We start from the raw sequence: 22,401 nt of genomic DNA, 5'->3' as shown, positions 1-22,401 counted from the left end.
TCAACGCTGATCAAATGGGCACGATCTATTGCGGACCTCCCCCGATCCCGGTCCAGCTTTGGACAAGCTGGAATCTCGATCCTTGGCTTCTTGGCGCGCTGGCGATTTTAACGATTGCGTTCCGGCGCAATAAAATCGGGCTCGCGGCTGTCGCCATCCTGGCCGTCGCCTTTGTGTCGCCGCTATGCGCGCTGTCGTCAGCCCTGTTCTCGGCCAGGGCGGCGCATCATGTGATCCTCGTCGCCATCGCCGCGCCGCTGCTCGCACAAGCCCTTCCAGCGCGGCGCGCCCGCGCCCTGACGCCGGCTTTCCTGACATCGACCGTCATTCTCTGGATCTGGCACATCCCGGCCGCCTATGACCTGGCCCTGTCAACTGTCGCCATATACTGGCTGATGCAGCTTACCCTTCTGGCCTCCGCCACCTGGTTCTGGGGCGCCGTTTTCGCCAAACCAGGCTCTCTGGTCGACCGGATGGCGTTCATCGTCGCCTCCTTCGCACAAATGGGAATGCTGGGCGCTATTCTGACCTTTGCTCCCCAGGCGGTTTACGCGGCTCACGCCGTTGCGCCCTATGCCTGGGGGCTGACCCCGCTGGAGGATCAGCAACTGGCGGGATTGATCATGTGGGTGCCGGCGGCAATTCCCTATGCCGGCGCCGCTGCGTTCATGGCCCGGCGAAACTGGGTCCGCGTTGCAAGCGGCGCCCCATGATGGACTGGCTCGTCTCTTTTGTTCCTGTTTTTAAAGGGGTTCATATCGCGGCGATGGCAATCTGGTGCGGCGGCCTGATCGCCCTGCCCTTTATGCTGGGGCGTCACGACCCGGCGATTGTGACGGCTGATTATCGCCTGATCCGCCGGGCCACGCATCTCACCTATACCATGTGCGTCACCCCCGCGGCCGTCATCGCCGTAATTGCGGGCACGTGGCTTATCTTTCTCCGTGAGACCTTCTTCCCCTGGCTGTACGCGAAACTTGTTCTTGTCGCCCTTCTGGTCGCCGTCCATGCCTGGATAGGCCGCACCCTGGTCAAGACGGCCGAGGAACCGGGGCGGCACAGGCCGCCGGAGCCTTATTTCCCGATGACGGCGGTGCTCGGCCTGGTCGTCGGGATCGCGGCTCTCGTTCTTGCCAAGCCCGCCCTTCCCTGGCTCGATTTCCCGGACTGGCTGCTGGAGCCGCGGGACGGTCAGTTGCTCTTTGACGTTCCCAGCCGATAGTCGAACACAAGCTTTCCGCCATGCCAGCCAGTAAACGCCACCATCGCCACGCAAGCCGCCGAAAGCAGAATGCCATAGGGCAGAACCGCATCTTCGTAACCGTAGAGCCGATGGCCCCAGTTTGCGCCGAGAAGGGCAAGAAGGGTCACAGCGATGATGAAATGCGTCCAGGCCGGCGCCCGCGCCCGGATGCCGGAGACGAGCAGCAATTCCGCCGTGCCGGAGAATCCAGCGAACATGCCAAAGAGAAAGCCCGTTCCCGCGGCCCACATGGCGGCGCGCGCCCAGAACGCATCCCCCGTCCACCAGTAAAGCGCATCAGCGCCAAAAGCACAGAAGGTGAGCGCAACCGGAAAGGCGACGCTCATCGCATGGATGGGATGACCCAGCACCGATATCCGCGATTCCGTTTCATCGAATCCCGGACTCTGACTGATGGGGTCGATCAGCTCCTCGTCTTCGCCTTCGATCGTCTCCGTCGTCATATCGCACCGATTCTGGCTTGTGTTTCTCTCATTACCCTTCCCGCCCTTGCCGGTTGCGAAGGCGATCTGTCCACCGTGGCGCCCGCGGGACCGGCCGCGCGCTCCATCGTCACGCTTTGGTGGGTCATGCTGACAGGCGCTGTCCTGATATTCGGTCTCGTCATGATCCTTCTCGGGCTATCCTTCCGCCGGCGAAGCGCGCAGGCGGACGAGGCGCGCCATATCCGGGTCTGGATTATCAGCTTCGGACTCGCCTTTCCCGCGGCGGTTCTGCTCCTGCTGCTCGCATACGGTCTGGTAGTCGGCGAGCAGTTATTGCCGCGAAACAACCCGGAAGCGGTGAGCGTGCAAGCCGAAGCCCGGCGCTGGGCGTGGACATTTTCCTACGATGCCCGGCCGGAAAGGACGACGCAGAATGTCCTCCATATTCCCGCCGGTCGCCCGGTCGATGTCGCCGTCACGTCGGAAGACGTAATTCACAGCTTCTGGGTCCCGCGCCTCGCCGGAAAGATCGACGCGATACCGGGACACGTCAATATCCTGCGGATCGAAGCGGATCAGCCCGGAACTTATGCCGGGCGCAGCGCCGAGTTCAGCGGCGGCGGCTATGACGGATTCAGTTTTACCGTCATCGCCCATGACGCCGCCGGGTGGGACGCCTTTCTGATGGACGAGACCGAATGAGCATTCTTGAACGGCACCGCAAGCTCACGGCGATCTGGTCATCCGAGCCGGGCTTCAAGGGATGGTTCTCGACCGTGAACCACACCGATCTGGGCCGGATGTTCCTCGTCACCGCATTCTTCTTTTTCCTGGTCGGCGGCGTGCTGGCGATGCTGATCCGGGCGCAGCTCGCGACGCCGGATTCGGCCTTCATGGGGCCGGAGATCTACAATCAGGTCTTCACGATGCACGGGACCATCATGATGTTCCTGTTCGCCATTCCCATGTTCGAGGGACTGGCGATCTATCTGCTGCCCAAACTTCTGGGAACCCGCGACCTCGCGTTTCCGCGCCTCACCGCCTATGGCTACTGGTGCTACGTCTTTGGCGGGACCATGCTGCTGGTCTCGATGCTGCTCGGCATCGCGCCGGACGGGGGCTGGTTCATGTATCCGCCGCTGACCGGGGCGATATACTCGCCCGGCATCAATACCGATTTCTGGCTGATCGGCATCACATTTGTCGAAATCTCGGCGATCGCCGCGGCTGTCGAGATTACCGTCTCTGTCCTGAAATTCCGGGCGCCGGGCATGTCGCTCGACAAGATGCCGATCTTCGCCTGGTATGCGCTCGTCACCGCGCTGATGATCCTGACCGGGTTTCCGCCGCTTATTCTCGGCTCCGTCCTGCTGGAACTCGAACGCGCCTTCGGTCTGCCCTTCTTTCAGGCCGAGCTCGGCGGCGACAGCCTGTTATGGCAGCACCTGTTCTGGTTATTCGGCCACCCCGAAGTCTATATCATCTTCCTGCCGGCGGCCGGCGTTATCTCGACCGTTCTGCCCGTGATGTGCCGCACAACGCTGCTCGGCTATGGCTGGATCGTTGCGGCGATCGTGGCGCTGGCTTTCCTGTCGTTCGGCCTGTGGGTCCATCACATGTTCACGACGGGAATCCCGCATATGGGGCTCGCATTTTTCTCCGCCGCCTCAACACTGGTGGCGGTTCCGACAGGCGTGCAGATATTCGCGTGGATCGGCACGATGTGGAAAGGGCGCCCGGAGCTGCGCCTGCCGATGCTGCACATACTGGGTTTCTTCGTGACGTTTGTGATCGGCGGCCTGACCGGCGTCATGGTCGCCGTCGTGCCTTTCGACTGGCAGGCGCACGACACCGCGTTCGTCACCGCCCATCTGCACTACGTGCTTTTCGGCGGGTTTGTCTTTCCCATTCTTGCCGGGCTCTATTACTGGCTGCCCCATTTCACAGGACGAGAGCGATTCTTCCGGCTGGGAGAGGTCGCCTTTGCGTTCATCTTCACCGGCTTCCACGTGACATTCCTGGCCATGCACTGGGTCGGACTGCTGGGCCAGCGCCGGCGCATCTCAACGTATCAGGCGGAGGACGGCTGGACAGCAATCAACCTGATTTCCTCAATCGGCGGATTCGTTCTGGCGATCGGCATCGCGATCGTTGTCATCGAAGTGGCGCTTCATGCCGTGACGGCCAATCGCGGAAAACGCAATCCGTGGAAAGCCGCCACGCTGGAATGGGCGATGATGACGCCAGCGCCCGCATATAATTTCGCGAGCCTGCCGCACATATTCAGCCGTGAACCGCTCAACGATGACCCTGACCTGGCGGTCCGCCTGGCGCGGGGCGAAGGCTATCTTGGCGACTCCGGCCCCGGCGGGCGCCGGGAAACCCTGACGGTGAACGCCTCGTCCGGGCAGCCGGATTATCATGTCATCTATCCCGGGAATACGCGCCTTCCGGTCTTCATGGCGGCTGTTACGGGGCTCTTTTTCCTGTCGCTTCTGTTGAAATTTTACTGGATTACGCCGCTTGCCGTTTCCGGGGTCGCTTTCCTTGCCTGGCGCTGGGCCTGGACGCTGGGACGCAGGGAGGATTTGCCGGATCAGCCTGTCGGTCATGGCGTGGCGCTGCCCAATTCCATAGCTGTCGACCACGGGTCAGGTTGGTGGGGGTCGCTCTTTCTGCTGACGGCCAACACAACCTTTTTCGGATCCTTGTTGTTTGGTTTTGCTTTCCTCTGGACAGTCGCGCCCGGCTGGCCGCCCCCGGCCCTGTTCGAGCCCTCATTGTTCGAGATGGCCGCAGGCCTTGCGGCGGCGGCGGCGAGCACCGCCGCTATCCGGCGCGCCATACGGGCCAACCGAAACGGCCAGACTGTTATGCCATCGCTCGTCCTGGCCATTGCCGGCGCTCTCGCCTTGGGGGCCGTCCTTGGATCACTGATATTGCGCACGCCCGGTCCAAGCGCGCACGCCTACGGCGCCACGCTTCTGGTTCTCGGAGGTTACGGCCTCTTTCACGCCGCGCTTGGCGCACTCATGGCCGGATTCCTCGCAATGCGAGTGCGCCGGGGTTTCACTTCTCCCGTAAGACGGGCGGAATTTCCCATCGTGAGGCTGTGGATCGATTATCTTGCTGTTGTCGGAATGTTTGTCCTGCTGGCCGCCCATGTGCCCGGATTCCTCACATGAAGGAGATCCTGCGCATCATTATCGCGCCGCTGGTCTGGCTCGTGACTTTCACGCTCGTGTACGGCCTTCACGGCCTTCTCTGCGGGCATGACCTGACAACGGCGATGATTGGAGAAATCCCGGTGGCGCGGGTTCTGCTGGTCGCGGCATACGTGTTTTCAGTCCTTGTACAGCTCGCCCTGCTCGCGGCGCTCCATGCGCCACGCCTCGCATCCCGTTATAGTTTTGTGCGGTTTGTCAGCCGATCTACAGGGTGGGTCGGACTCGGCGCTACGCTCTGGACGCTTTTCCCTGTGGTCACCACGTCTTCTTGCGGCCTCGCCATGTAGGGAAAGCCGCTCGTCGCGCTTGGAACGGCGTAGTCAGACCAGCTCTCACCTGGCAGGAAAGGAGCGCCATAAACGCTCTTATGCGATGGTAGTCAGTTGGTAATATCACTGGCGCATTGGTGGCTATTGAAGCAGGTTCTCCTGCCAGTGCCCGCTACGCCATTTATGGATTTAGTCAGCAGCAGTTAGAATAGCCCTTGGCGCGGTTACATCGCCCTAGGCTTATAGAAGGAACTCAAATGCCAGATCGAACTATCAAGATGCTGGAAGATCATATGAGCCACCTTCAAAAGACGATCGAGCTTATGAGGGCTGGAAAAATGAAGACCCAATCTTTCAAAGACGGAAAATACGTCGATACCTGGTCTGCATCCCAAAAAGTGGTCCGGTATTTGAGTTAGTTCCGGCTTCAGATATGGAGCTGAGACATGGGCAAGAGAGCCAAGCCTGAAGAGATCATTGCGAAGCTGCGGGAGGTGGAGGTTCGCCTCGCGCGTGGAGAGACGGCAGCGGCTGCGGCGCGCGCTGTCGGCGTTACCGAGCAGACCTACTATCGCTGGCGCAAGGAGTACGGTGGCCTGCAGGTCGATCAGGCCAAGCGCATGAAAGAAATGGAGAAGGAGAACGCCCGGCTTCGGCGGGCTGTTTCAGACCTCACACTCGATAACCAGATCCTCCAGGAAGTCGTGCGGGGAAAGTTTTAAGCCCTTCACGACGCCGGGATGCGGTCGATCACGTTGTGGAAGGGCTTGGTGTCTCAGAGCGCCGCGCCTGCCGCGTGATCGGCCAGCACCGCTCGACCCAGCGCAAGCCAGGAACGCCGCGCGGCGATGAAGGCAGGCTGACCGAGGCGGTCATCCATCTGGCCGAACGGTTCGGTCGGTATGGGTATCGCAGGATCACCGCCTTGCTCCGCGCCGATGGATGGCATGTGAATGAAAAGCGGGTCTATCGCATCTGGCGACGTGAAGGGCTCAAAGTCCCAATGAAACAACCGAAGCGTAGTCGCCTCTGGCTGAATGACGGCTCCTGCGTGCGGCTACGGCCAACGCACAAAGGTCATGTCTGGTCCCATGACTTCGTCCAGGACCGCACCCATGATGGCAAGGTCTTCAGGATGCTGTGCGTGATCGACGAGTTCACCCGGGAATGCCTTGCGATCAGTGTCGCGCGCAGACTGAACTCGCGAGACGTGCTTGATACGCTGAGCGAGTTGTTCGTGCAGCATGGAGCGCCGGAGCACATACGTTCCGACAATGGTCCGGAGTTTATCGCCACCGCCTTACGAGACTGGCTCGGCCGTATTGGCGTGAAGACCCTCTACATAACGCCAGCAAGTCCATGGGAAAACGGCTACTGCGAGAGCTTCAACTCCAAGCTCCGTGACGAACTTCTGGCGAGGGAAATCTTCTATGATCTGCACGAGGCAAAGGTCCTCATTGAGGCCTGGAGACAGCACTACAACACGGCACGTCCGCACTCATCGCTCGGCTACAAACCACCGGCACCAAAAGCCGTCTTGCCCGCGGCGTTCATACCGCCTTACTGTGGAGGTGTAGCAGCATGAACGCCGCTACGTGGAAACCGCCGGACTAATAAAATGCGCGGACCACCTCGAAGGGGCAGGCCATTAGATAGCCCTAGGCGCGGTTACATCGCCCTAGGCTTATAGAAGGAACTCAAATGCCAGATCGCACTATTAAGATGCTGGAAGATCATATGAGCCACCTTCAAAAGACGATCGAGCTTATGAGGGCTGGAAAAATGAAGACCCAATCTTTCAAAGACGGAAAATACGTCGATACCACCGACGAAGATATCAAAGATCGTGAGGCATTGATTATACAAGCCACCCAATCCATCGAAGAGATCGAGCGGATGAAACTGGCCGTCTCTTCGGGAAAGTAACCATCGGTAGCGGAAGATATAGAAGGAACCTTGGGTGCGGTCTCACACAAGGTCCAGCACCATTCCATCGTCTGTCCCCCGACCGCCAGACCGGCTATAAGTATCAGCCGCGTTCTTCCGGATCGTCGTCAACAGCTTCTGCCATCGGCGCTTTCATCGCCGATTGCGCTGCCTTTGACAGTCCATCAAATAGACCGTCTTCTTCAGGTTCTTCGGGACCGACGCTCCGGGCGTCCTGACCAGGATAAGCGTAGCGCTGGAGAAGGGCAGCGAGATGGGCGGTGTTACGCGCCAGCAGTGACGCAGCTGCATCCACCACTTCCGGTACCTCCTCCAGATCCTTGAAGTCGGTCTTTTGCATGGCTTCGCCCACCCAGTAGCAGACTGCGTTGGGAGCCAGGGTAAACCCGACATCGTTCAGTCCCTGATAGAGTTCCGCGCTAACATGGTGGGCTCCGTCTTCATTGCCCACCACACAGACGCCTCCGACGGCTCCATAGGACGGCATGTGCCCCGCATCGTCCTTCTCTCCAAGAAACGCATTGAGGCGTTCGAGCACGCGCTTGCAGACACTAGAAGGCTGACCCAGCCATACCGGTGAGCCGAGCAAAAAGATGTCGGCGTCCAGAATGCGCCGCCGCAACTGCGGCCAGTCATCATCCTTCCCCTCATCAGAAGTGACCCCGGGCTTGATATTGAGTTCAGCGGCGCGAACGATTTCGCCATACGCTCCCAGTGGCTTCAGCTTTTCCAGAACCAGAGAGAGCATCTTTTTGGTCGAAGACGTCTCTTCCGCCGCCTTCAGTGTGCAATTCAGCGCAAGAACCTTCAGTCCCATCGTCTTTCCTCCGGAGAGTTTATCGAGCGGCAAGTCAGGAAAGCGCGATGATCCTTATCTGGTTCCGCAAGCCGAGAATTTTGGCGCCTGATGCGACCTTCCCTCCCAAAATTGGAGAAACGAACCAGGCGGCAGGTCTTTCCGCCGCCCGATTGCTGATGGGGTTTTATGGGGTCAAGAAGACCTTGATGCAGCCATCGTCCTTGTCCCGGAAGGTCTTGTAGAGACGTTCGCCATCTTTCAGTTCGCCTCGGTGGGTAATGATGTCATCCAGGATCACCTCACCGTTCTGAACACGATCCAGCAGCGGGGAGAGGTATTTCTGCATATGAGTCTGGCCCATCTTCAGGGTCAGTCCCTTGTTCATCGCTGCGCCGAATGGAAGGGTCAATTCCTTGGCATAAACCCCGGGTATAGAGACAGTGCCTCCCTTGCGGCAAACGGTCAGCGCATCTGAAAGCGCGGTTCCGTTATCGGCTTTGTCTCCCGGTTTCTTCGCCCCTTCCGGTTTAACCGCGCCGCACGTCTCATGACCGTGCGCCTCGGCTCCCACTGCATCGATGCATCTATCCGGCCCACGTCCTTTCGTCATTTCCTTGAGGCGCTCGATCACATTGTCGTTGGAATAGTCAATGGTCTCGGCCTTGCTGCGCTCTTCAGCCATTTTCAGCCGTTCGGGCACGCAGTCGATGGCGATAACGCGTTCAGCGCCCATCAGATAGGCGCTGCGAATGGCGAACTGACCAACCGGGCCACAGCCCCAAATTGCAACTGTATCGCCCTCTTCGATGCCGCAATTTTCCGCCGCCATCCATCCAGTGGGAAAGATGTCGGAGAGGAACAGCACTTGGTCGTCGCGGAGATCGGAGTCGACCTTTACCGGCCCCACATCGCCATACGGTACACGAACATATTCCGCTTGCCCGCCGGCATAGCCACCTGTCAGGTGTGAATAGCCAAAGAGACCAGCCGGGGCATGACCCATGGCCTCAGCGGCCAGGTCGGCCTTTCGATTGGAGTTGTCGCAGGCTGAATAGAGTCCCTTCTCGCAGAAGAAGCATTCGCCGCAGGAGATGGTGAATGGTACCACCACACGGTCACCTTTCTTCAGATTGCCGACACCAGACCCCGTCTCGACGACCTCTCCCATGAATTCGTGGCCAAGAATGTCGCCTTCCCGCATTTCCGGAATGACGCCGTTCATCAAGTGGAGATCGGAACCGCAGATAGCGGTGGAAGTGACCTTTACGATGATGTCCCGATCATCCTCGATTATCGGGTCTTCGACTGTGTCGTAGCGAATATCACCGACGGCATGCCAAACTAGTGCGCGCATGATAGAAATGTTCCTTAGTGGTCCTAGGGCGGCCCGATAAGGCGAACCCGTCGCTCATCATTATGTTCCGCCCATTAAGCTGAAAGCGAATCCGCGCAGATATCTGTTAAGCAAAATCGATCGTGACTGGAGAGCGAAGTCGAGAGCCTCTGGTCAAATAGAGATTGGGTTCTAGCTATTTGATAGATCCGGCGGTCTGATCGCTGCTTTGCGCCGGGTCGGCTCAGGGGGTTGGATACTAGATTATCCTTGATGCCGTGAACGGAAAGCGGCGAACAAAGAGCCCGCAAGGAATTGAAGGCAGCCCGAGAACAAATTTTTATTCGCCCTTGTGTTCAGGCTTCCCCTTTCGTTCGGTGTTGGCGAAGTCTTCCAATTCCGCCTCGCTCATGGATTCATACATCTCTTTGGATGCGCCCTGCAGTTCGCCTTTATCAATCTCGCCACGTTTCGCAGAAAGCGCAGCGCCGGCGGCCTTTTGCTGGTCTTTGGATTTGGCTGGCATAACTGATCTCCATTACTTGCTGTTTCGGAAGACGGCCTCAGCCGCCTACAATGTAGCCGCCATTGGGGTGAAGAACTTGTCCAGTCATGTAACTGGAATCCTCACACGCCAGAAAAAGGAAGGCTGGCGCGATTTCATTCGGCTGTCCTGGTCGGCCGAGGAGCGTATCCTCGCCAAAATTCTCGAGCATTTCTTTTGTAGCGCCGCCGCTTGGGTTAAGCGGGGTCCAGACAGGGCCCGGCGCCACGGCGTTCACACGAATGCCCTGATCCGCAAGATTGATCGCAAGACTGCGGGTAAAAGCAGTGATCGCGCCCTTCGTGCTCGAATAGTCGAGAAGAGGCGGCGCGCCCTTGTACATCGTTACGCTGGTGCAATTGACGATGACGCCGCCTTTATGCAGGTGCGCGACTGCCGCCTGAACCAGGAAGAACATCGCGAAAATATTTGTTTGAAAGGTACGGCGAAGCTGGTCTTCAGTGATGTCGGTAATATTTTTATCGGGATGTTGCTCGCCCGCATTATTGACCAGAACATCAAGCTGGCCGAACTTGTCGATCACTTTCTTGATGACCTTCTTGCAGAACTCCGCATCGCCGAGATCACCTTCAAGCGCCAGTGCTTTTCTACCCTCGCTTTCGATGATGGATACAGTTTTCTTGGCGTCCTCGCTTTCCTTGAGATAGACGATCGCCACATCAGCCCCTTCTCGGGCGAACAAAGCTGCCGTGGCGCGCCCAATACCACTGTCGCCGCCCGTGATGACCGCTACTTTACCTTGTAGTCGTCCCGAGCTTTTGAAGCGAGGCCGCCACTCTGGTTTAGGCTCAAGATCCGCTTCGCTTCCAGGCAATCCATCTTCGTGAATCTGCTTTTGTTGGAGACTCATCGGGAGCGTCCTTTTTTAATTACACGGAGCTTAAAGCCTCCAACCTCTGTCCTCGTTCCATATGGAAGTGACATTGAAAAAAATCGTAGGTCTCGATGCCGTTTGGTGTTTTCACGTCCGATACCTGTAATCTGGTTTCGGCGCACGCTGATCCAGGAGGTGACAGTCGAATTTCTCTGGCGCACCCGAAAGACGCTGTCCCCTTAAGCTCTCAATTCGCTCATCAGATAATGAGTCGGAGCAAACTAGGTCATTCCGAAAGCGGATGCCGAAGCAGCGTCCGGAGAGGTGATCGCGGCCCTTACCGGAAATCCCGCGATTTCGGCAGCGACGCGGCCTCACCGGAGCGGCGTATCCGGTCCGCTCGGCGGCGGGCGGTGATTTCCCGCGGATCCTCACAGGTCCCGTTCCTGACTTCATCGGCGCGGGAGAGGTGACCTTCCCCAAAGTCCCCGTCGCCCTCGCGCAGCGTCTCCAGCCGCCAGCTTTCATCAACCAGCCGGTCGCAGACGATATGAATGACCTGGCCCTCGCGCTGGAGCCGGCCGTCAATCCGCAGAAGACGCGCGCCAAGCACGGCGCGGCGATAGCGCTCCAGGATCTTCGGCCAGACAATAAGATTGGCGACGCCCGTCTCATCCTCGAGGGTGATGAAGACCACGCCATGCGCGGAGCCGGGACGCTGGCGGATGAGGACGACTCCCGCGACGCTCAGGCGCGTCCCATCCTTCCTGCCCTTCAGGTCCGCACACCGGACCACGCGCTCCTGCTCATACCGCTCGCGGAAAAAGCTTATCGGGTGCGCCTTCAGGCTGAGCCCCAGCGACTGGTAGTCCCGGAAGACCTGTTCGCGAAGCGGCATGTCGGGAAGGTCCGGCGCGTCTTCGTGTGCACCCTCGCCCTTATCGAACAACGGCATCGGCGCGGAGGAGAGGCCCGAGGCGGACCAGGAGGCCCGGCGGCGATCCTCACCGATCGAGCGGAAGGCGTCGCCCCGCGCAAGCTGGTCGATAGACCGGCGGGTCAGACAGGCCCGCCGCAGCACATCCTCGACGCTCCCGAACTTCCCCCCCGCCTGGCGCGCCGCCGAAAGCCTGGCGGCGGCCGCCTCGGAAAACCCTTTGACCAGCCGCAGGCCGAGGCGAACCGCGTAGCGCGCTCCTCCCTCCTCGGTGAGCCTGGCGCCGTCGCCCGGCTCCAGGGGCTCCAGAGTGCAGTCCCAGTCGGAACGATTCACGTCGGGCGGGCGCACGGCGACGCCATGGCGCTTTGCGTCGAGATAGAGCTGGGCCGGAGCGTAAAAGCCCATGGGCTGGGAATTGAGGATTGCGGCGCAGAAAATGTCCGGATAATGCCGCTTCACCCAGGCCGAGACATAGACCAGCAGCGCAAAGCTTGCCGCATGGCTTTCCGGGAAGCCGTATTCTCCAAACCCCTTGATCTGTCTGAAGCAGGGCTCGGCAAAGTCCCGGTCATAGCCATTGGCGACCATGCCCTCGATAAGGCGCATTCCGAACTCGTGGATAACGCCGGCATTGCGAAAGGTCGCCATGGCGCGGCGCAGCCGGTCGGCCTCGGACGGCGTGAACCCGGCGGCGACCACCGCGATCTTCATCGCCTGTTCCTGGAAAAGCGGCACGCCGAGCGTCTTGTGCAGAACCTCCTTCAGCGCTTTCGAAGGATAGGAGACCGACTCCTTGCCGTCGCGCCTGCGCAGATAGGGGTGCACCATGTCGCCCTGGATCGGTCCGGGGCGCACGATGGCGACCTCGATCACAAGATCGTAGAACTCGCGGGGGCGAAGCCGCGGCAGCATGGACATCTGCGCCCGGCTCTCGATCTGGAAGACGCCGACCGTGTCGGCTTCGCAGATCATGTCATAGACGCGCGGGTCCTCGTCCTGGAGGCTGGCGAGGGTCTCGCGCCGGCCGTAATGGGACTCCATCAACGCGAACGCCTTGGCGAGGACGCTCAGCATCCCCATCCCCAGCACGTCGACCTTCATCAGACCGAGCGCCTCAATGTCCTCCTTGTCCCACTCTATACAGGTGCGGTCCGCCATCGCCGCGTTCATCACCGGCACGATCTCGTCCAGCCGGTCGCGCGTGATGACGAACCCGCCCGGATGCTGGGAGAGGTGACGCGGAAAACCCATCAGGTCGCGCGTGAGCTTGAGCGTCTGTTTCAGGCGCGGGGAGTCGGGATCAAGCGAGAGTTCGCGAATCCGGTCCTCCGGAATGCCGTCGGGCGACCAGCCCCAGACCGAGCGCGCGAGCGCATCGACCATGTCCAGCGACAGGCCCATCGCCTTGCCGACCTCGCGCACTGCGCCTTTGGCGCGATAGGTGGTGACTGTCGCAGTCATTCCGGCGCGGTGGCGGCCGTATTTCTCATAGATGTACTGGATCACCTCCTCGCGCCGCTCATGCTCGAAATCGACGTCAATGTCGGGCGGCTCGCCGCGCTCGGCGGAGACGAAACGTTCGAAGAGAAGATCGATGGTCGCCGGATCGACCGAAGTGACGCCCAGGCAGTAGCAGACCGAGGAATTGGCCGCCGAGCCCCGCCCCTGGCAGAGGATGCCCTGGCTTCGCGCATAGCGGACGAGATCGTGGACGGTCAGGAAATAGGCCGGGTAGTTCAGCTCTTCGATCAGGGCGAGCTCATACTCGACCGCCCTGGTCACCTTGTCGGGCGCGCCCTCTGGATAGCGCTGTTCCAGCCCCTCGCGGGTCAGGCGGGTCAGCGTCTCCATAGGCGTCTCGCCCGGCTCCATCACCTCTTCGGGATACTGGTAAGCGATCTCGTCGAGCGAGAATTTGAGCCGGTCGGCGACCGCAAGGCTGCGCGCGAGGGCAGCGCGATAGTCCGGGAGAAGGCGCGCCATCTCGTCGCCGTCCTTGAGGTGGCGTTCGGCGTTGCGCTCCAGCAGATAGCCGGCGGCGTCGATGGTGGTCTTTTCGCGGATACAGGTGATGACGTCCTGCAGCGCCCGGCGGTCGGGCGAGTGATAAAGCGCGTCCGTCGCCGCCACCGCTGGCGCGCCGGCTTCCTCGGCCAACGCCGCGGCGCGATGCAGCCGCTCGCCGTCCCGGCCGTCGAAATGACGGACCAGGGCGATATGGCATGAATTCTCCGGCGCGGCCGCGATGAAATGAAACGCCTCGGCCGCCCAGTATTCCGAAAAGTCCGCCGGCGGAATGAGGAGAAAGACCAGTCCCTCGGCGTGGTCGAGAATGTCATGGATCTCCAGATGGCAATCGCCCTTCGGAGCCCGCCGTTTGCCGAGTGTCAGCAGCCGCGTCAGCCGGCCATAGGCGGCAAGGTCAGTCGGATAGGCCGCAGCCTCAAAGCCGCTTTGCGTGACCAGGCGCGCGCCGGGATGAAAACGCATCTCCATGTCCTTTGCCGCCCGGTGCGCCCGCACCACCCCGGCGAGGGAGTTGCGGTCGCAGACGCCGATGGCCTCAATCCCCAGCGCCTTGGCGGCGGCGATCATCTCGTCGGGATGGCTCGCCCCGCGCAGAAAGGAGAAATTCGTGGCGGCGAGAAGCTCGGCGTAAGGCGTCATGACGCGCCATGGACGAACCAGCGCGGGGCCTCCGTCTCCCGGTAATAGAGGCCGTCGCGATAGAGCCAGAAGCGCCGCCCTTCGGCGGTCTCCACCCGGAAATAGTCGCGCGTAGCCTCGCACCCGCTCTCCCGCCACCATTCCGGCGCGATCCGCTCGGGTCCTTCCGCGCGGGCGATGCGGTGGCGGAGCCGGCGCCAGATGAAGGCGCGCGGCGGGCCGTCCGGGACTTCAGCGACCGCCTCCACCGGCTCGGGCCGGTCCATGACCAGGAGCGGACGGTCCAGCGCGGGGCGCATTGCATAGCCGCCCCGGTCCGCCGGCGCCCAGCCGCTGGCGCGCTCGGGAATCCAGCTTTCGCGCGCGGCCGCGCGGCGAACCCCGTCCTCGCCCAGCCGTGCGACCAGCCGGTCAGCGAGCTGGTCGGCGTCCGCCTCCCCGCTCCCGCGCTCCAGGTCGCCCTGACGGTCCGCCACCGGGGCAGTCTTCGGCGCGGTCAGGACCAGCTTTTCTATTCCAAAACCGAGATCGATTTCGGCCCGCTCCAGCCGTTCATCGAGAATACGCTTGAGATGCGCCGCGTCCCGGCTTGGCGCGGCCGTGCCCGCCTCGACGTCAAAAGTCCGTCCGTCGACCCGCAGAAGCGTCAGGCGCAGACGCCGCACGCCGCGGCCCGCCCGGTCGAGCTGGCCGCAGAGCCTTTCCAGAAGCGCCGGGGCGGCCGCGCGGATCGGATCGAGATGCATAAGCGGTTCGATGAACCGGCTTTCACTGCGAAAGGCGCGCGCCGGGAGAAGCGGGTCGAGCGCCTCGCCCTCGCCCCCCCGCGCCTGGTCGATCCGCTGCGGAAGCGCCAGTCCGAACCGGCGGGCCAGCGCCGCCCGCGGCTGGCGCATCACCGCGTCCACTTTCATCAATCCCAGCGCCCGCAGCCGCTCGTTCGTATCATCGGGCAGCCGCAGGGCTTCCACCGGCAACGCCGCGAGACGCCGGGGCGCGGCGTCCGCGCCGACGCTCAAGGGCCCGCGCGCCGCATCCGGGTCAAAGCGCGCCAGACCCCATGCCAGGCCAAGGCTCGGCGCTGCGGCCAGGCGCGCCGTGAGACCGAGCCCCCGGAACTGCGCCGCCATGTCGCCGAGCAGTTTCTCCTCGCCGTCAAACAGGCGTTGGCAGCCCGTGATCTCGATAAAGACGCCATCGCGGCCGGGCTCGCGGGGGTCGGCGGCGGTCCAGGGCGACCAGCGCCCGCACCAGCGGGCGAGCGCTTTAAGCGCAGCCCGGTCAGCCTCGGGCGCGGCGGGCCGGGTCAGAAGTCCCGGGACAAGCGCGCGGGCGTCGGCGACGCTCATGCCGCACCGGAGTCCCAGGGCTTGCGCGCCCGCGTCCAGCGCATGGAGGCGTTGCCCGCCCGACGCGGCATGGGTCAGGGCAAGGGGCCGCGCGCGCTCATCCGGCGCGGCGTTTCTTCTGCGGTCGGTCCGCGCCAGCCGTTCGGTCGGCCATAGGCTGAGGCTCACGGAAACAAAGCGCCTGTTCATCCCACTCGACTTCCCGGGCCGCGCCGTCCTGGCCGCGGCCCCGTTCTTCCACCACCATCCATCGCGGCGCCCCGAGCGCCGGCAAACCCGCCGCGCCCCGCCAGGGCCGGGGCGGACCCGGCGCGGCCGCCACGCCCCAGCGTCGCCGCGCTGCGGTGGGCTCCGCATCCGCAAAGGCCCGCAGCACGAACAACGCCGCGCCGCTTTCCTTCGCCGCCAGTTTCAGGCGGCGGCTGGCGGTCAGGCCGTACGCGCCGCCCTGACCCGGTTCGCCAAGCACCACGGCCAGACCACGCGACTGTGCGCCCTCTTCCATCGCCCAGAGCACGCCCGCTGCGTCCCGGGCCGTCGCCAGGATCACCCGCCCCGCATCCAGCCCGAACCGGGTGAGCCCATGCGGATGCAGGTTTCCAAAATCGCTTGCCGGATCACTGGCGCGGCGGCACCAGAGAACCGGGCCTGTGCTCTCCCGGGCCGCTGCCGATGCCAGCGCGGCGAGGAAGGAAAACGCCGCCGGCGTGTCGAAATAGGCGCGCGGCCGTAGATCGATCAGCTCGCCGGGCGAGGCCTTGAGTCCCGCCAGCCCCGTCGCCTCGCTCTGGAGAAAGGCGGGTTCCTGCGGCTCCAGCCTCCGGAGCCGCCGCCGCAATGCCTCCAGCGTCGCGGCGCGGGTGGCGCTGACTGAACTCATGTTCTTCTTTTGTTCTATATCTTGGCGGAGAGAGTCAAGCGCGCGATCCTGCGAGGCTGGACGCGCTCCGCGCCGCCGCTAGGCTGAGAGCCATGTGCGGACGTTTTGCAGTCGGAAAAATCACCTGGGCGGACTACCAGCGCTGGCTGAAACTCATCAGCGGCGCCAAGGCCCCGTCCAACCTGGAGCCGCGCTTCAACACCGCCCCGACCGACACCGCCCCGGTGGCGTTCCAAACCCGGAATGGCCACGAGATGCGCGAGATGCGCTTCGGGCTCGTCCCTTCCTGGTGGAAGAAACCGCTCAAGGAGATGCGGTTCTCGACCATCAACGCCCGCGCCGAGACCGTGCAGGAGTCAAAGCTCTACCAGAAGGCTTTCCGCAGCCAGCGCGCGCTCATCCCGGCGATCGGCTTCTACGAATGGACCGGACCGAAGGGAAACAAGCAGCCCTGGTTCATCACCACCCGGCCCATCGCCCGCATGCTCAAGGGCGAGGGTCCGCCGGCCGAACCACCCTTCCTGTGCTTTGCCGGCCTGTGGGACGAGGCGGTAATTGATGGCGAACCGGTCCTGTCCTTCTCCATTCTTACCGGCGAGCCCAACGAAAAGATCACCAAACTCCATGACCGGATGCCTATCATTCTTCCGAACGAAACCTGGGACGCCTGGCTTGATCCGGCGACCGCCGATCCGCGTCAACTGATGACGGTCTACCCGGCGGACGACATGGAGTACTGGAAAGTCCCGAGCACGGTCAGCAACCCACGGTCGGAGGGCGAGATCCTGGTCGTGGCGAGCGACTGAGAGTGGAGAAAACTAACGTAGTGCCTATCCGTGAGGCGGACCAAAATTTGAATTCTCTGCAATCTAAATGCTGATTACCGCCCCTATCGATGGCGGTCGCAACTATAGCGCGTTTTTCTAGATCAGTGTGATCGATTCATGCCAATATTTTTCAATGACAAATCGGTCCCTCTCAGAACGTGATGTCTGCACGAAATTTATCACGCCGGCGATAAGTCGAGCGGGGTGGAAGCAGGATCAATTTCGTGAAGAAGTTTTCTTCACGAAAGGGCGCATCATCGTTCGCGGCAAGCTCGTAAGCCGCGGAAAACCGCAATTCGCTGATTATGTGCTCTATCAGAAATCAAATATTCCCATCGCGCTGATTGAAGCGAAAGACAGGAATCATTCGATTGGCGACGGAATGCAGCAGGCGCTTAACTACGCTGAGACCTTGGACATTCCGTTTGTGTTTTCCTCCAATGGGGATGGTTTCTTGTTTCATGACCGTACCGGACGTTCACAACAAACCGAAACTCGACTGAATCTCGACGAATTCCCATCTCCCGAAACTGTTTGGCGTTGGTACCGAGAATGGAAACAGCTTGATGCGGGCGAGGAGAAGATCGTTCTGCAGAGTTTTCACGACGATGGTGGTGAAAAATCCCCCCGCTATTATCAGCTCAACGCCATAAACCGTACGGTCGAAGCAATCGCAAAAGGCCGCGACCGGATTCTCCTTGTGATGGCGACCGGTACGGGAAAAACCTACACCGCATTTCAGATTATATGGCGATTGTGGCAAGCCGGCGAAAAGAAGCGAATCCTGTTTCTCGCAGATCGAAACGTCTTGATTGACCAGACGATGGTCAATGATTTCCGTCCTTTTGGTTCGGCCATGGCCAAACTCTCATCCAAGTCAAAAACGATCGAGTCTGAGTCTGGTGACTTAGAAGAATTGAGGACGGCGCTCGACAAGAAACGCCGGATCGACACCTCGTATGAAATCTATTTAGGTCTCTACCAAGCGATCACGGGACCTGACGATCGAGACAAAATATTCAAGGAGCTATCACCGGATTTCTTTGACCTGATTGTAATTGATGAGTGCCACCGCGGAAGCGCTGCTGAGGATGCGGCATGGCGCGAAATACTTGAACACTTCTCCTCGGCAACGCAGATCGGACTCACCGCCACGCCGAAGGAAACCGAGTACGTTTCAAACATCGCCTACTTCGGAGAGCCTGTTTACAGCTACTCGCTTAGACAGGGCATCGAAGACGGTTTTCTCGCACCTTACAAGGTAATCAAAATCCATATCGACAGGGACATTGAGGGTTATCGCCCGGAAACCGGACAACGCGACAGAGACGGCGATGAGGTCGAGGACAGAATCTATAATCAACGCGACTTTGATCGCTCGCTTGTCCTGGACGAAAGAACGAAAATTGTTGCCCGGAAAGTATCCGATTTCCTGAAGGAGTCGGGAGATCGACACCAAAAGACGATTGTCTTTTGCGTTGACCAGGAACATGCATCACGAATGCGCCAGGCTTTAGTGAACGAAAACTCTGACCTAGTCGCGGAAAATCACCGCTACGTCATGCGAATAACCGGCAGCGACAAGGACGGGCTTGACCAGCTCGGAAACTTCATCGACCCGGAATCCCCGTATCCGGTAATCGTGACAACTTCTCGCCTTCTTTCCACAGGCGTGGATGCACAAACGTGCCGGCTTATCGCGCTAGACCGGCCTGTCGGCTCGATGACTGAGTTCAAACAAATTCTTGGACGCGGGACACGCGTCCACAACGATACGCAAAAATACTTCTTCACGCTGATGGATTTCCGCGGCGCTACAAATCACTTTGCGGACCCGGCGTTTGATGGCGAGCCCGTCCAGATTTACGAACCGACAGGCGACGCGCCAGTCTCGCCGCCTGACGAACCGGGAACGCCGACCTCGGATGGCGCGTCGCCGCCCGGCGTTGGTGAGGAAGAGGAGGTCATATATGACCCAGAGCACTCCCCCTCTCCAAGCGCGCGCAAGAAAATCTACGTCGACGGCGTCACAGCGGAGATAGTCGCCGAAAGGGTTGAGTATCTCGACGAAAACGGCCGATTGATTACAGAGTCTTTGCGCGATTTCACTAGACGCTCTCTGAAGAAGCGGTTCGCCAGCATGGACGACTTTCTTCGCCGCTGGAATGCAGCAGAGCGCAAGCAGGCTGTTCTGGACGAGCTGGAAGCCGAAGGTTTGCCTTTGTCACTGATTGGCCGCGAGATCGGCCAGGATCTCGATCCCTTCGACCTCATCCTTCATGTAGCTTTTGATCAGCCAGCGTTCACGCGGCGAGAACGCGCGCAAAATATCAAAAAACGGGATGCGTTCGGCAAATACGGAGACACGGCGCGCAAAGTGCTCGAGGCGTTATTGAAAAAATACGCGGACGAAGGTGTAACCGATCTTGCAGACGTCCGCGTGTTGTCAATATCCCCGTTTTCTAAAATGGGAACGCCCGTGCAACTGGTCAAAGCTTTTGGCGGAAGGCAGGAGTTTGAACGTGCGGCCAACGACCTGCAAGCTTCACTTTATGATGACGTCTCATAAGTCGGCGCGCCGAGCAGGTGACGGGTAGGCGATCCCAATACCTGCCCAGCTGCCACCGCCACCCTATGGCGTTCTGACCTGCCAGGACAACGTGCGACATGGTCAGATGCTGGCTAGTCACTGGCATTACGATTTCAAACCCCGAACCTGGGGCAAACGAAGCTTGTTGAGATAATCGATGACCATTCGAACCACCGTCAAATCCATTCAGGATACAATGCGAAAAGACGCTGGCGTGGACGGCGACGCGCAGCGCATCAGTCAGCTTTGCTGGATGTTTTTCCTCAAGATCATGGACGATCAGGACCAGCAACTCGAATTGCTGAACGACGATTATGAGTCGCCCGTGCCTGACGACCTTCAATGGCGGAACTGGGCCGCGGATCCTGAAGGCCCAACAGGTGACCGACTTCTTTCCTTCGTCAACGATGACCTCTTTCCGCGCTTGAAGAACCTCTCTCCTTCAGCGGGTCCGCGCGCCAAGGTCGTTCAGAGCGTTTTCGATGACGCCTACCAATATATGAAATCCGGCCAGTTGATGCGGCAGGTCATCAACAAGATTAGTGCTATAGACTTCAATAACCTCAGCGAGCGTGAGCATTTCGGGGTTATCTACGAACAAATCCTCAACGACCTTCAATCAGCCGGCAACGCGGGGGAATATTACACTCCGCGCGCTGTGACTGCCTTCATGGCCGAGCGGATTGACCCTCGCCCGGGTGAGATACTGTTTGATCCAGCGTGCGGCACGGGAGGGTTCTTGACCTGCGCCATGCGTCATATGCGCAAACACTACGTCAAGCGGCCCGAGGACGAACACCTCATGCAAGGAGCGTTGCGAGCGACCGAGAAGAAACCGCTTCCGCATATGCTTTGCGCAACAAATATGCTGCTCAACGATGTCGAGGACGCCAGCTTTGTCAGGCACGACAATACGCTTGCGCGACCGCTTATCAGCTGGGAGAAAAAGGATCGCGTCGATATCGTCCTGACTAATCCGCCCTTCGGCGGCAAGGAAGAGGACGGGATCGAGTCCAACTTCCCCCAGCACTTCCGCACCCGCGAGACTGCCGACCTCTTCCTCGCCCTGATCATCCGCCTCCTGAAACCCGGCGGCCGCGCGGCGGTGGTCCTGCCCGACGGCTCGCTCTTCGGCGAGGGCGTCAAGACCCGGCTCAAGGAGCACCTGATGGAGGAGTGCAACCTCCACACCATCGTGCGCCTCCCGAACTCGGTCTTCCGCCCCTACGCCTCGATCGGCACGAACCTGCTGTTCTTCGAGAAGGGCGCGCCCACGCAGGACATCTGGTTCTGGGAGCATCAAGTGCCCGAGGGGCAGAAGGCCTATTCCATGACCCGGCCCATCCGGCTGGAGCATCTGGCCGACTGCGCCGAATGGTGGGGCGGGCCGCGCCGCGAGGGGCGGCAGGGGTCCGAGCGTGCCTGGAAGGTCAGCGCCGAGGAGGTGAAGGCTCGCGGCTACAACCTCCACATCAAGAACCCCCACACCGTGGCCGAGGATCACGGCCATCCCGAGACGCTGCTGGAAGATCTGACGAACGCCGAGGCGGAGGTGGCCGCGCTCCGCGACCAGTTGAAGGCGATCCTGTCCGAGGCGCTCGCCCGATGAATGCGGACCGGCTGCTCGCGCTCTACGAACAGGTGGCCGAGGCACCTGACGCCGTTTCCCGTCTGCGCCGTTTCGTGCTGGACCTCGCCATGCGGGGGAAGCTGGTGCCGCAGGACGCGGGCGACGAACCGGCGTCGGACTTGCTGAAGCGGATCGCGGCGGAGAAGGCGCGGCTGGTGCAGGCCAAGGCGATCAAAAACAGCAAGATCCCTCCAATCGAAGAGCAAGAATACCCGTTCCCAATTCCGTTCAACTGGTGTTGGACAAGGCTCGGTGCGATAGGTGACTGGGGATCGGGCTCAACGCCTTCACGATCAAATCCTGACCTGTATGGCGGCGGGATCACATGGCTCAAGTCTGGGGAGCTTGGCGACTGCCTTAACCTCAGAGGATCAGAAGAAACGGTCACAGAAAAGGCGGTCCAAAGCGGGTCGTTTCGTCGGAACAAGCCCGGTGACGTGCTCATCGCAATGTATGGCGCAACAATTGGGAAACTAGCAATCCTCGCCGAGGAAGCGGTCACCAATCAGGCTGTATGTGGGTGCTCGCCGTTCTCTGGTGTATTCAATCGCTTTCTCTTCCTCTTCCTTCTCGCGCAGAGGTCCGCGTTTCAAGCGTCTAGCGAAGGCGGTGCGCAGCCAAACATTTCCAAGATCAAGATCGTCGGCACAGCATTCCCCCTCCCGCCCCGCGCCGAGCAGCGGCGGATCGTGGCGAAGGTGGAGGAGCTGATGGCGCTGCTGGACCGGCTGGAGGCGGCCCGCGGGCAGCGCGAGGACACCCGCGACCGGCTGACCGCCGCCAGCCTCGCCCGCCTGACCGCGCCCGATGCCGACCCGGCCGAGTTCCCGGCCAACGCCCGCTTCGTCCTCGCCACGCTCCCCGCCCTCACCACC

General features: G+C 60.9%; 18 protein-coding genes and 1 pseudogene. 11 read left to right on the top strand and 8 right to left on the bottom strand.

From position 1 onward, the window contains the following. Nucleotides 1-14: 14 nt before the first annotated feature. Both H2040_RS03030 and H2040_RS03025 read left to right on the top strand, forming a co-directional pair. A complete protein-coding gene (locus H2040_RS03030; RefSeq protein ID WP_287154315.1) occupies nucleotides 15-713 on the top strand; it encodes a cytochrome c oxidase assembly protein in 699 nt (232 codons plus the stop codon). Continuing rightward, entirely contained in the window at nucleotides 710-1,222 is a 513-nt protein-coding gene (locus H2040_RS03025) for a CopD family protein (protein ID WP_287154313.1), read from the top strand. The genes H2040_RS03030 and H2040_RS03025 overlap by 4 nt, the downstream gene beginning before the upstream one ends. Here H2040_RS03025 and H2040_RS03020 read toward each other — a convergent pair. Further along, nucleotides 1,192-1,707 (bottom strand): DUF2231 domain-containing protein, encoded by a 516-nt coding sequence (locus H2040_RS03020; protein WP_287154311.1) that lies wholly within the window; start codon nucleotides 1,705-1,707, stop codon nucleotides 1,192-1,194. The genes H2040_RS03025 and H2040_RS03020 overlap by 31 nt on opposite strands. A 75-nt stretch (nucleotides 1,708-1,782) precedes the next feature. Here H2040_RS03020 and coxB point away from each other — a divergent pair, with 75 nt between their 5' ends. The 5 genes from coxB (at nucleotide 1,783) to H2040_RS02995 (ending at nucleotide 7,111) form a co-directional block, all read left to right on the top strand. Next, nucleotides 1,783-2,391: a cytochrome c oxidase subunit II gene (coxB, locus tag H2040_RS03015; protein WP_287154308.1), complete on the top strand. Its 609-nt coding sequence runs from the start codon at nucleotides 1,783-1,785 to the stop codon at nucleotides 2,389-2,391. Continuing rightward, nucleotides 2,388-4,874: a cytochrome c oxidase subunit I gene (gene ctaD, locus H2040_RS03010; RefSeq protein WP_287154306.1), complete on the top strand. Its 2,487-nt coding sequence runs from the start codon at nucleotides 2,388-2,390 to the stop codon at nucleotides 4,872-4,874. Before coxB ends, ctaD begins: the two co-directional genes overlap by 4 nt. Beyond that, on the top strand, nucleotides 4,871-5,203 hold the full coding sequence (locus tag H2040_RS03005) for a hypothetical protein (protein WP_287154304.1): 333 nt from the start codon (nucleotides 4,871-4,873) through the stop codon (nucleotides 5,201-5,203). Before ctaD ends, H2040_RS03005 begins: the two co-directional genes overlap by 4 nt. 428 nt (nucleotides 5,204-5,631) lie before the next feature. After that, nucleotides 5,632-6,770 (top strand): IS3 family transposase gene (locus H2040_RS03000; protein WP_502709321.1). Its coding sequence is split into 2 segments (ribosomal slippage): nucleotides 5,632-5,899 and nucleotides 5,899-6,770, totalling 1,140 coding nucleotides; the frame shifts between segments, so codons are not numbered across the junction. Nucleotides 6,771-6,886: 116 nt separating this feature from the next. Further along, nucleotides 6,887-7,111: a hypothetical protein gene (locus tag H2040_RS02995; protein ID WP_152485823.1), complete on the top strand. Its 225-nt coding sequence runs from the start codon at nucleotides 6,887-6,889 to the stop codon at nucleotides 7,109-7,111. A 235-nt stretch (nucleotides 7,112-7,346) separates the two neighbouring features. On the opposite strand, the pseudogene H2040_RS02990 reads toward H2040_RS02995, so the two are convergent. The 7 genes and pseudogenes from H2040_RS02990 to H2040_RS02960 form a co-directional block, all read right to left on the bottom strand. After that, a pseudogene (locus H2040_RS02990) lies at nucleotides 7,347-7,949 on the bottom strand (flavodoxin family protein); the annotation flags it as partial. A 166-nt stretch (nucleotides 7,950-8,115) separates the two neighbouring features. Further along, nucleotides 8,116-9,285 carry a zinc-dependent alcohol dehydrogenase gene (locus tag H2040_RS02985; protein ID WP_287154301.1) on the bottom strand — a complete coding sequence of 390 codons (1,170 nt, stop codon included), beginning with the start codon at nucleotides 9,283-9,285 and terminating at the stop codon, nucleotides 8,116-8,118. 319 nt (nucleotides 9,286-9,604) lie between these two features. Continuing rightward, complete coding sequence (locus H2040_RS02980) at nucleotides 9,605-9,790, bottom strand: DUF3008 family protein (protein ID WP_287154300.1); 186 nt, start codon at nucleotides 9,788-9,790, stop codon at nucleotides 9,605-9,607. Nucleotides 9,791-9,827: 37 nt separating this feature from the next. Then, nucleotides 9,828-10,679: a glucose 1-dehydrogenase gene (locus H2040_RS02975; protein WP_287154299.1), complete on the bottom strand. Its 852-nt coding sequence runs from the start codon at nucleotides 10,677-10,679 to the stop codon at nucleotides 9,828-9,830. A 301-nt stretch (nucleotides 10,680-10,980) separates the two neighbouring features. Beyond that, a complete protein-coding gene (locus tag H2040_RS02970) occupies nucleotides 10,981-14,250 on the bottom strand; it encodes an error-prone DNA polymerase (RefSeq protein WP_287154298.1) in 3,270 nt (1,089 codons plus the stop codon). Further along, complete coding sequence (locus tag H2040_RS02965; protein WP_287154297.1) at nucleotides 14,247-15,767, bottom strand: DUF6504 family protein; 1,521 nt, start codon at nucleotides 15,765-15,767, stop codon at nucleotides 14,247-14,249. The genes H2040_RS02970 and H2040_RS02965 overlap by 4 nt, the downstream gene beginning before the upstream one ends. Further along, the gene (locus tag H2040_RS02960; RefSeq protein WP_287154295.1) at nucleotides 15,697-16,479 is read right to left on the bottom strand and encodes an ImuA family protein; all 783 of its coding nucleotides are present in this window, start codon (nucleotides 16,477-16,479) and stop codon (nucleotides 15,697-15,699) included. Before H2040_RS02960 ends, H2040_RS02965 begins: the two co-directional genes overlap by 71 nt. 92 nt (nucleotides 16,480-16,571) lie before the next feature. Between H2040_RS02960 and H2040_RS02955 the strand changes: the two genes are divergently transcribed. The 4 genes from H2040_RS02955 to H2040_RS02940 form a co-directional block, all read left to right on the top strand. Beyond that, a complete protein-coding gene (locus H2040_RS02955) occupies nucleotides 16,572-17,285 on the top strand; it encodes an SOS response-associated peptidase (protein WP_287154293.1) in 714 nt (237 codons plus the stop codon). Nucleotides 17,286-17,439: 154 nt separating this feature from the next. Then, complete coding sequence (gene hsdR / locus H2040_RS02950; protein ID WP_287154291.1) at nucleotides 17,440-19,875, top strand: EcoAI/FtnUII family type I restriction enzme subunit R; 2,436 nt, start codon at nucleotides 17,440-17,442, stop codon at nucleotides 19,873-19,875. A 178-nt stretch (nucleotides 19,876-20,053) separates the two neighbouring features. Then, the gene (locus H2040_RS02945) at nucleotides 20,054-21,505 is read left to right on the top strand and encodes a type I restriction-modification system subunit M (RefSeq protein WP_287154289.1); all 1,452 of its coding nucleotides are present in this window, start codon (nucleotides 20,054-20,056) and stop codon (nucleotides 21,503-21,505) included. Next, a partial coding sequence (locus H2040_RS02940) for a restriction endonuclease subunit S (protein ID WP_287154287.1) occupies nucleotides 21,502-22,401 on the top strand: 900 nt, incomplete at its 3' end. The genes H2040_RS02945 and H2040_RS02940, both read left to right, overlap by 4 nt.

The organism is Euryhalocaulis sp. (assembly GCF_013911995.1).
Lineage (GTDB): Bacteria > Pseudomonadota > Alphaproteobacteria > Caulobacterales > Maricaulaceae > Euryhalocaulis > Euryhalocaulis caribicus.
Note: the sequence above shows the minus strand (reverse complement) of the source record. Positions and strands in the feature narration are given on the sequence as shown.

Bases quoted from the DNA above. Each gene is read 5' to 3' on its own strand.
- H2040_RS02975 (WP_287154299.1), bottom strand. From the start codon at position 10,679: ATGAGTCTCCAACAAAAGCAGATTCACGAAGATGGATTGCCTGGAAGC.
- H2040_RS02980 (WP_287154300.1), bottom strand. From the start codon at position 9,790: ATGCCAGCCAAATCCAAAGACCAGCAAAAGGCCGCCGGCGCTGCGCTT.
- H2040_RS03025 (WP_287154313.1), top strand. From the start codon at position 710: ATGATGGACTGGCTCGTCTCTTTTGTTCCTGTTTTTAAAGGGGTTCAT.
- H2040_RS02960 (WP_287154295.1), bottom strand. From the start codon at position 16,479: ATGAGTTCAGTCAGCGCCACCCGCGCCGCGACGCTGGAGGCATTGCGG.
- H2040_RS03020 (WP_287154311.1), bottom strand. From the start codon at position 1,707: ATGACGACGGAGACGATCGAAGGCGAAGACGAGGAGCTGATCGACCCC.
- H2040_RS03030 (WP_287154315.1), top strand. From the start codon at position 15: ATGGGCACGATCTATTGCGGACCTCCCCCGATCCCGGTCCAGCTTTGG.
- H2040_RS02955 (WP_287154293.1), top strand. From the start codon at position 16,572: ATGTGCGGACGTTTTGCAGTCGGAAAAATCACCTGGGCGGACTACCAG.
- H2040_RS02985 (WP_287154301.1), bottom strand. From the start codon at position 9,285: ATGCGCGCACTAGTTTGGCATGCCGTCGGTGATATTCGCTACGACACA.
- H2040_RS02945 (WP_287154289.1), top strand. From the start codon at position 20,054: ATGACCATTCGAACCACCGTCAAATCCATTCAGGATACAATGCGAAAA.
- hsdR (WP_287154291.1), top strand. From the start codon at position 17,440: ATGACAAATCGGTCCCTCTCAGAACGTGATGTCTGCACGAAATTTATC.
- H2040_RS02970 (WP_287154298.1), bottom strand. From the start codon at position 14,250: ATGACGCCTTACGCCGAGCTTCTCGCCGCCACGAATTTCTCCTTTCTG.
- H2040_RS02995 (WP_152485823.1), top strand. From the start codon at position 6,887: ATGCCAGATCGCACTATTAAGATGCTGGAAGATCATATGAGCCACCTT.
- H2040_RS03005 (WP_287154304.1), top strand. From the start codon at position 4,871: ATGAAGGAGATCCTGCGCATCATTATCGCGCCGCTGGTCTGGCTCGTG.
- ctaD (WP_287154306.1), top strand. From the start codon at position 2,388: ATGAGCATTCTTGAACGGCACCGCAAGCTCACGGCGATCTGGTCATCC.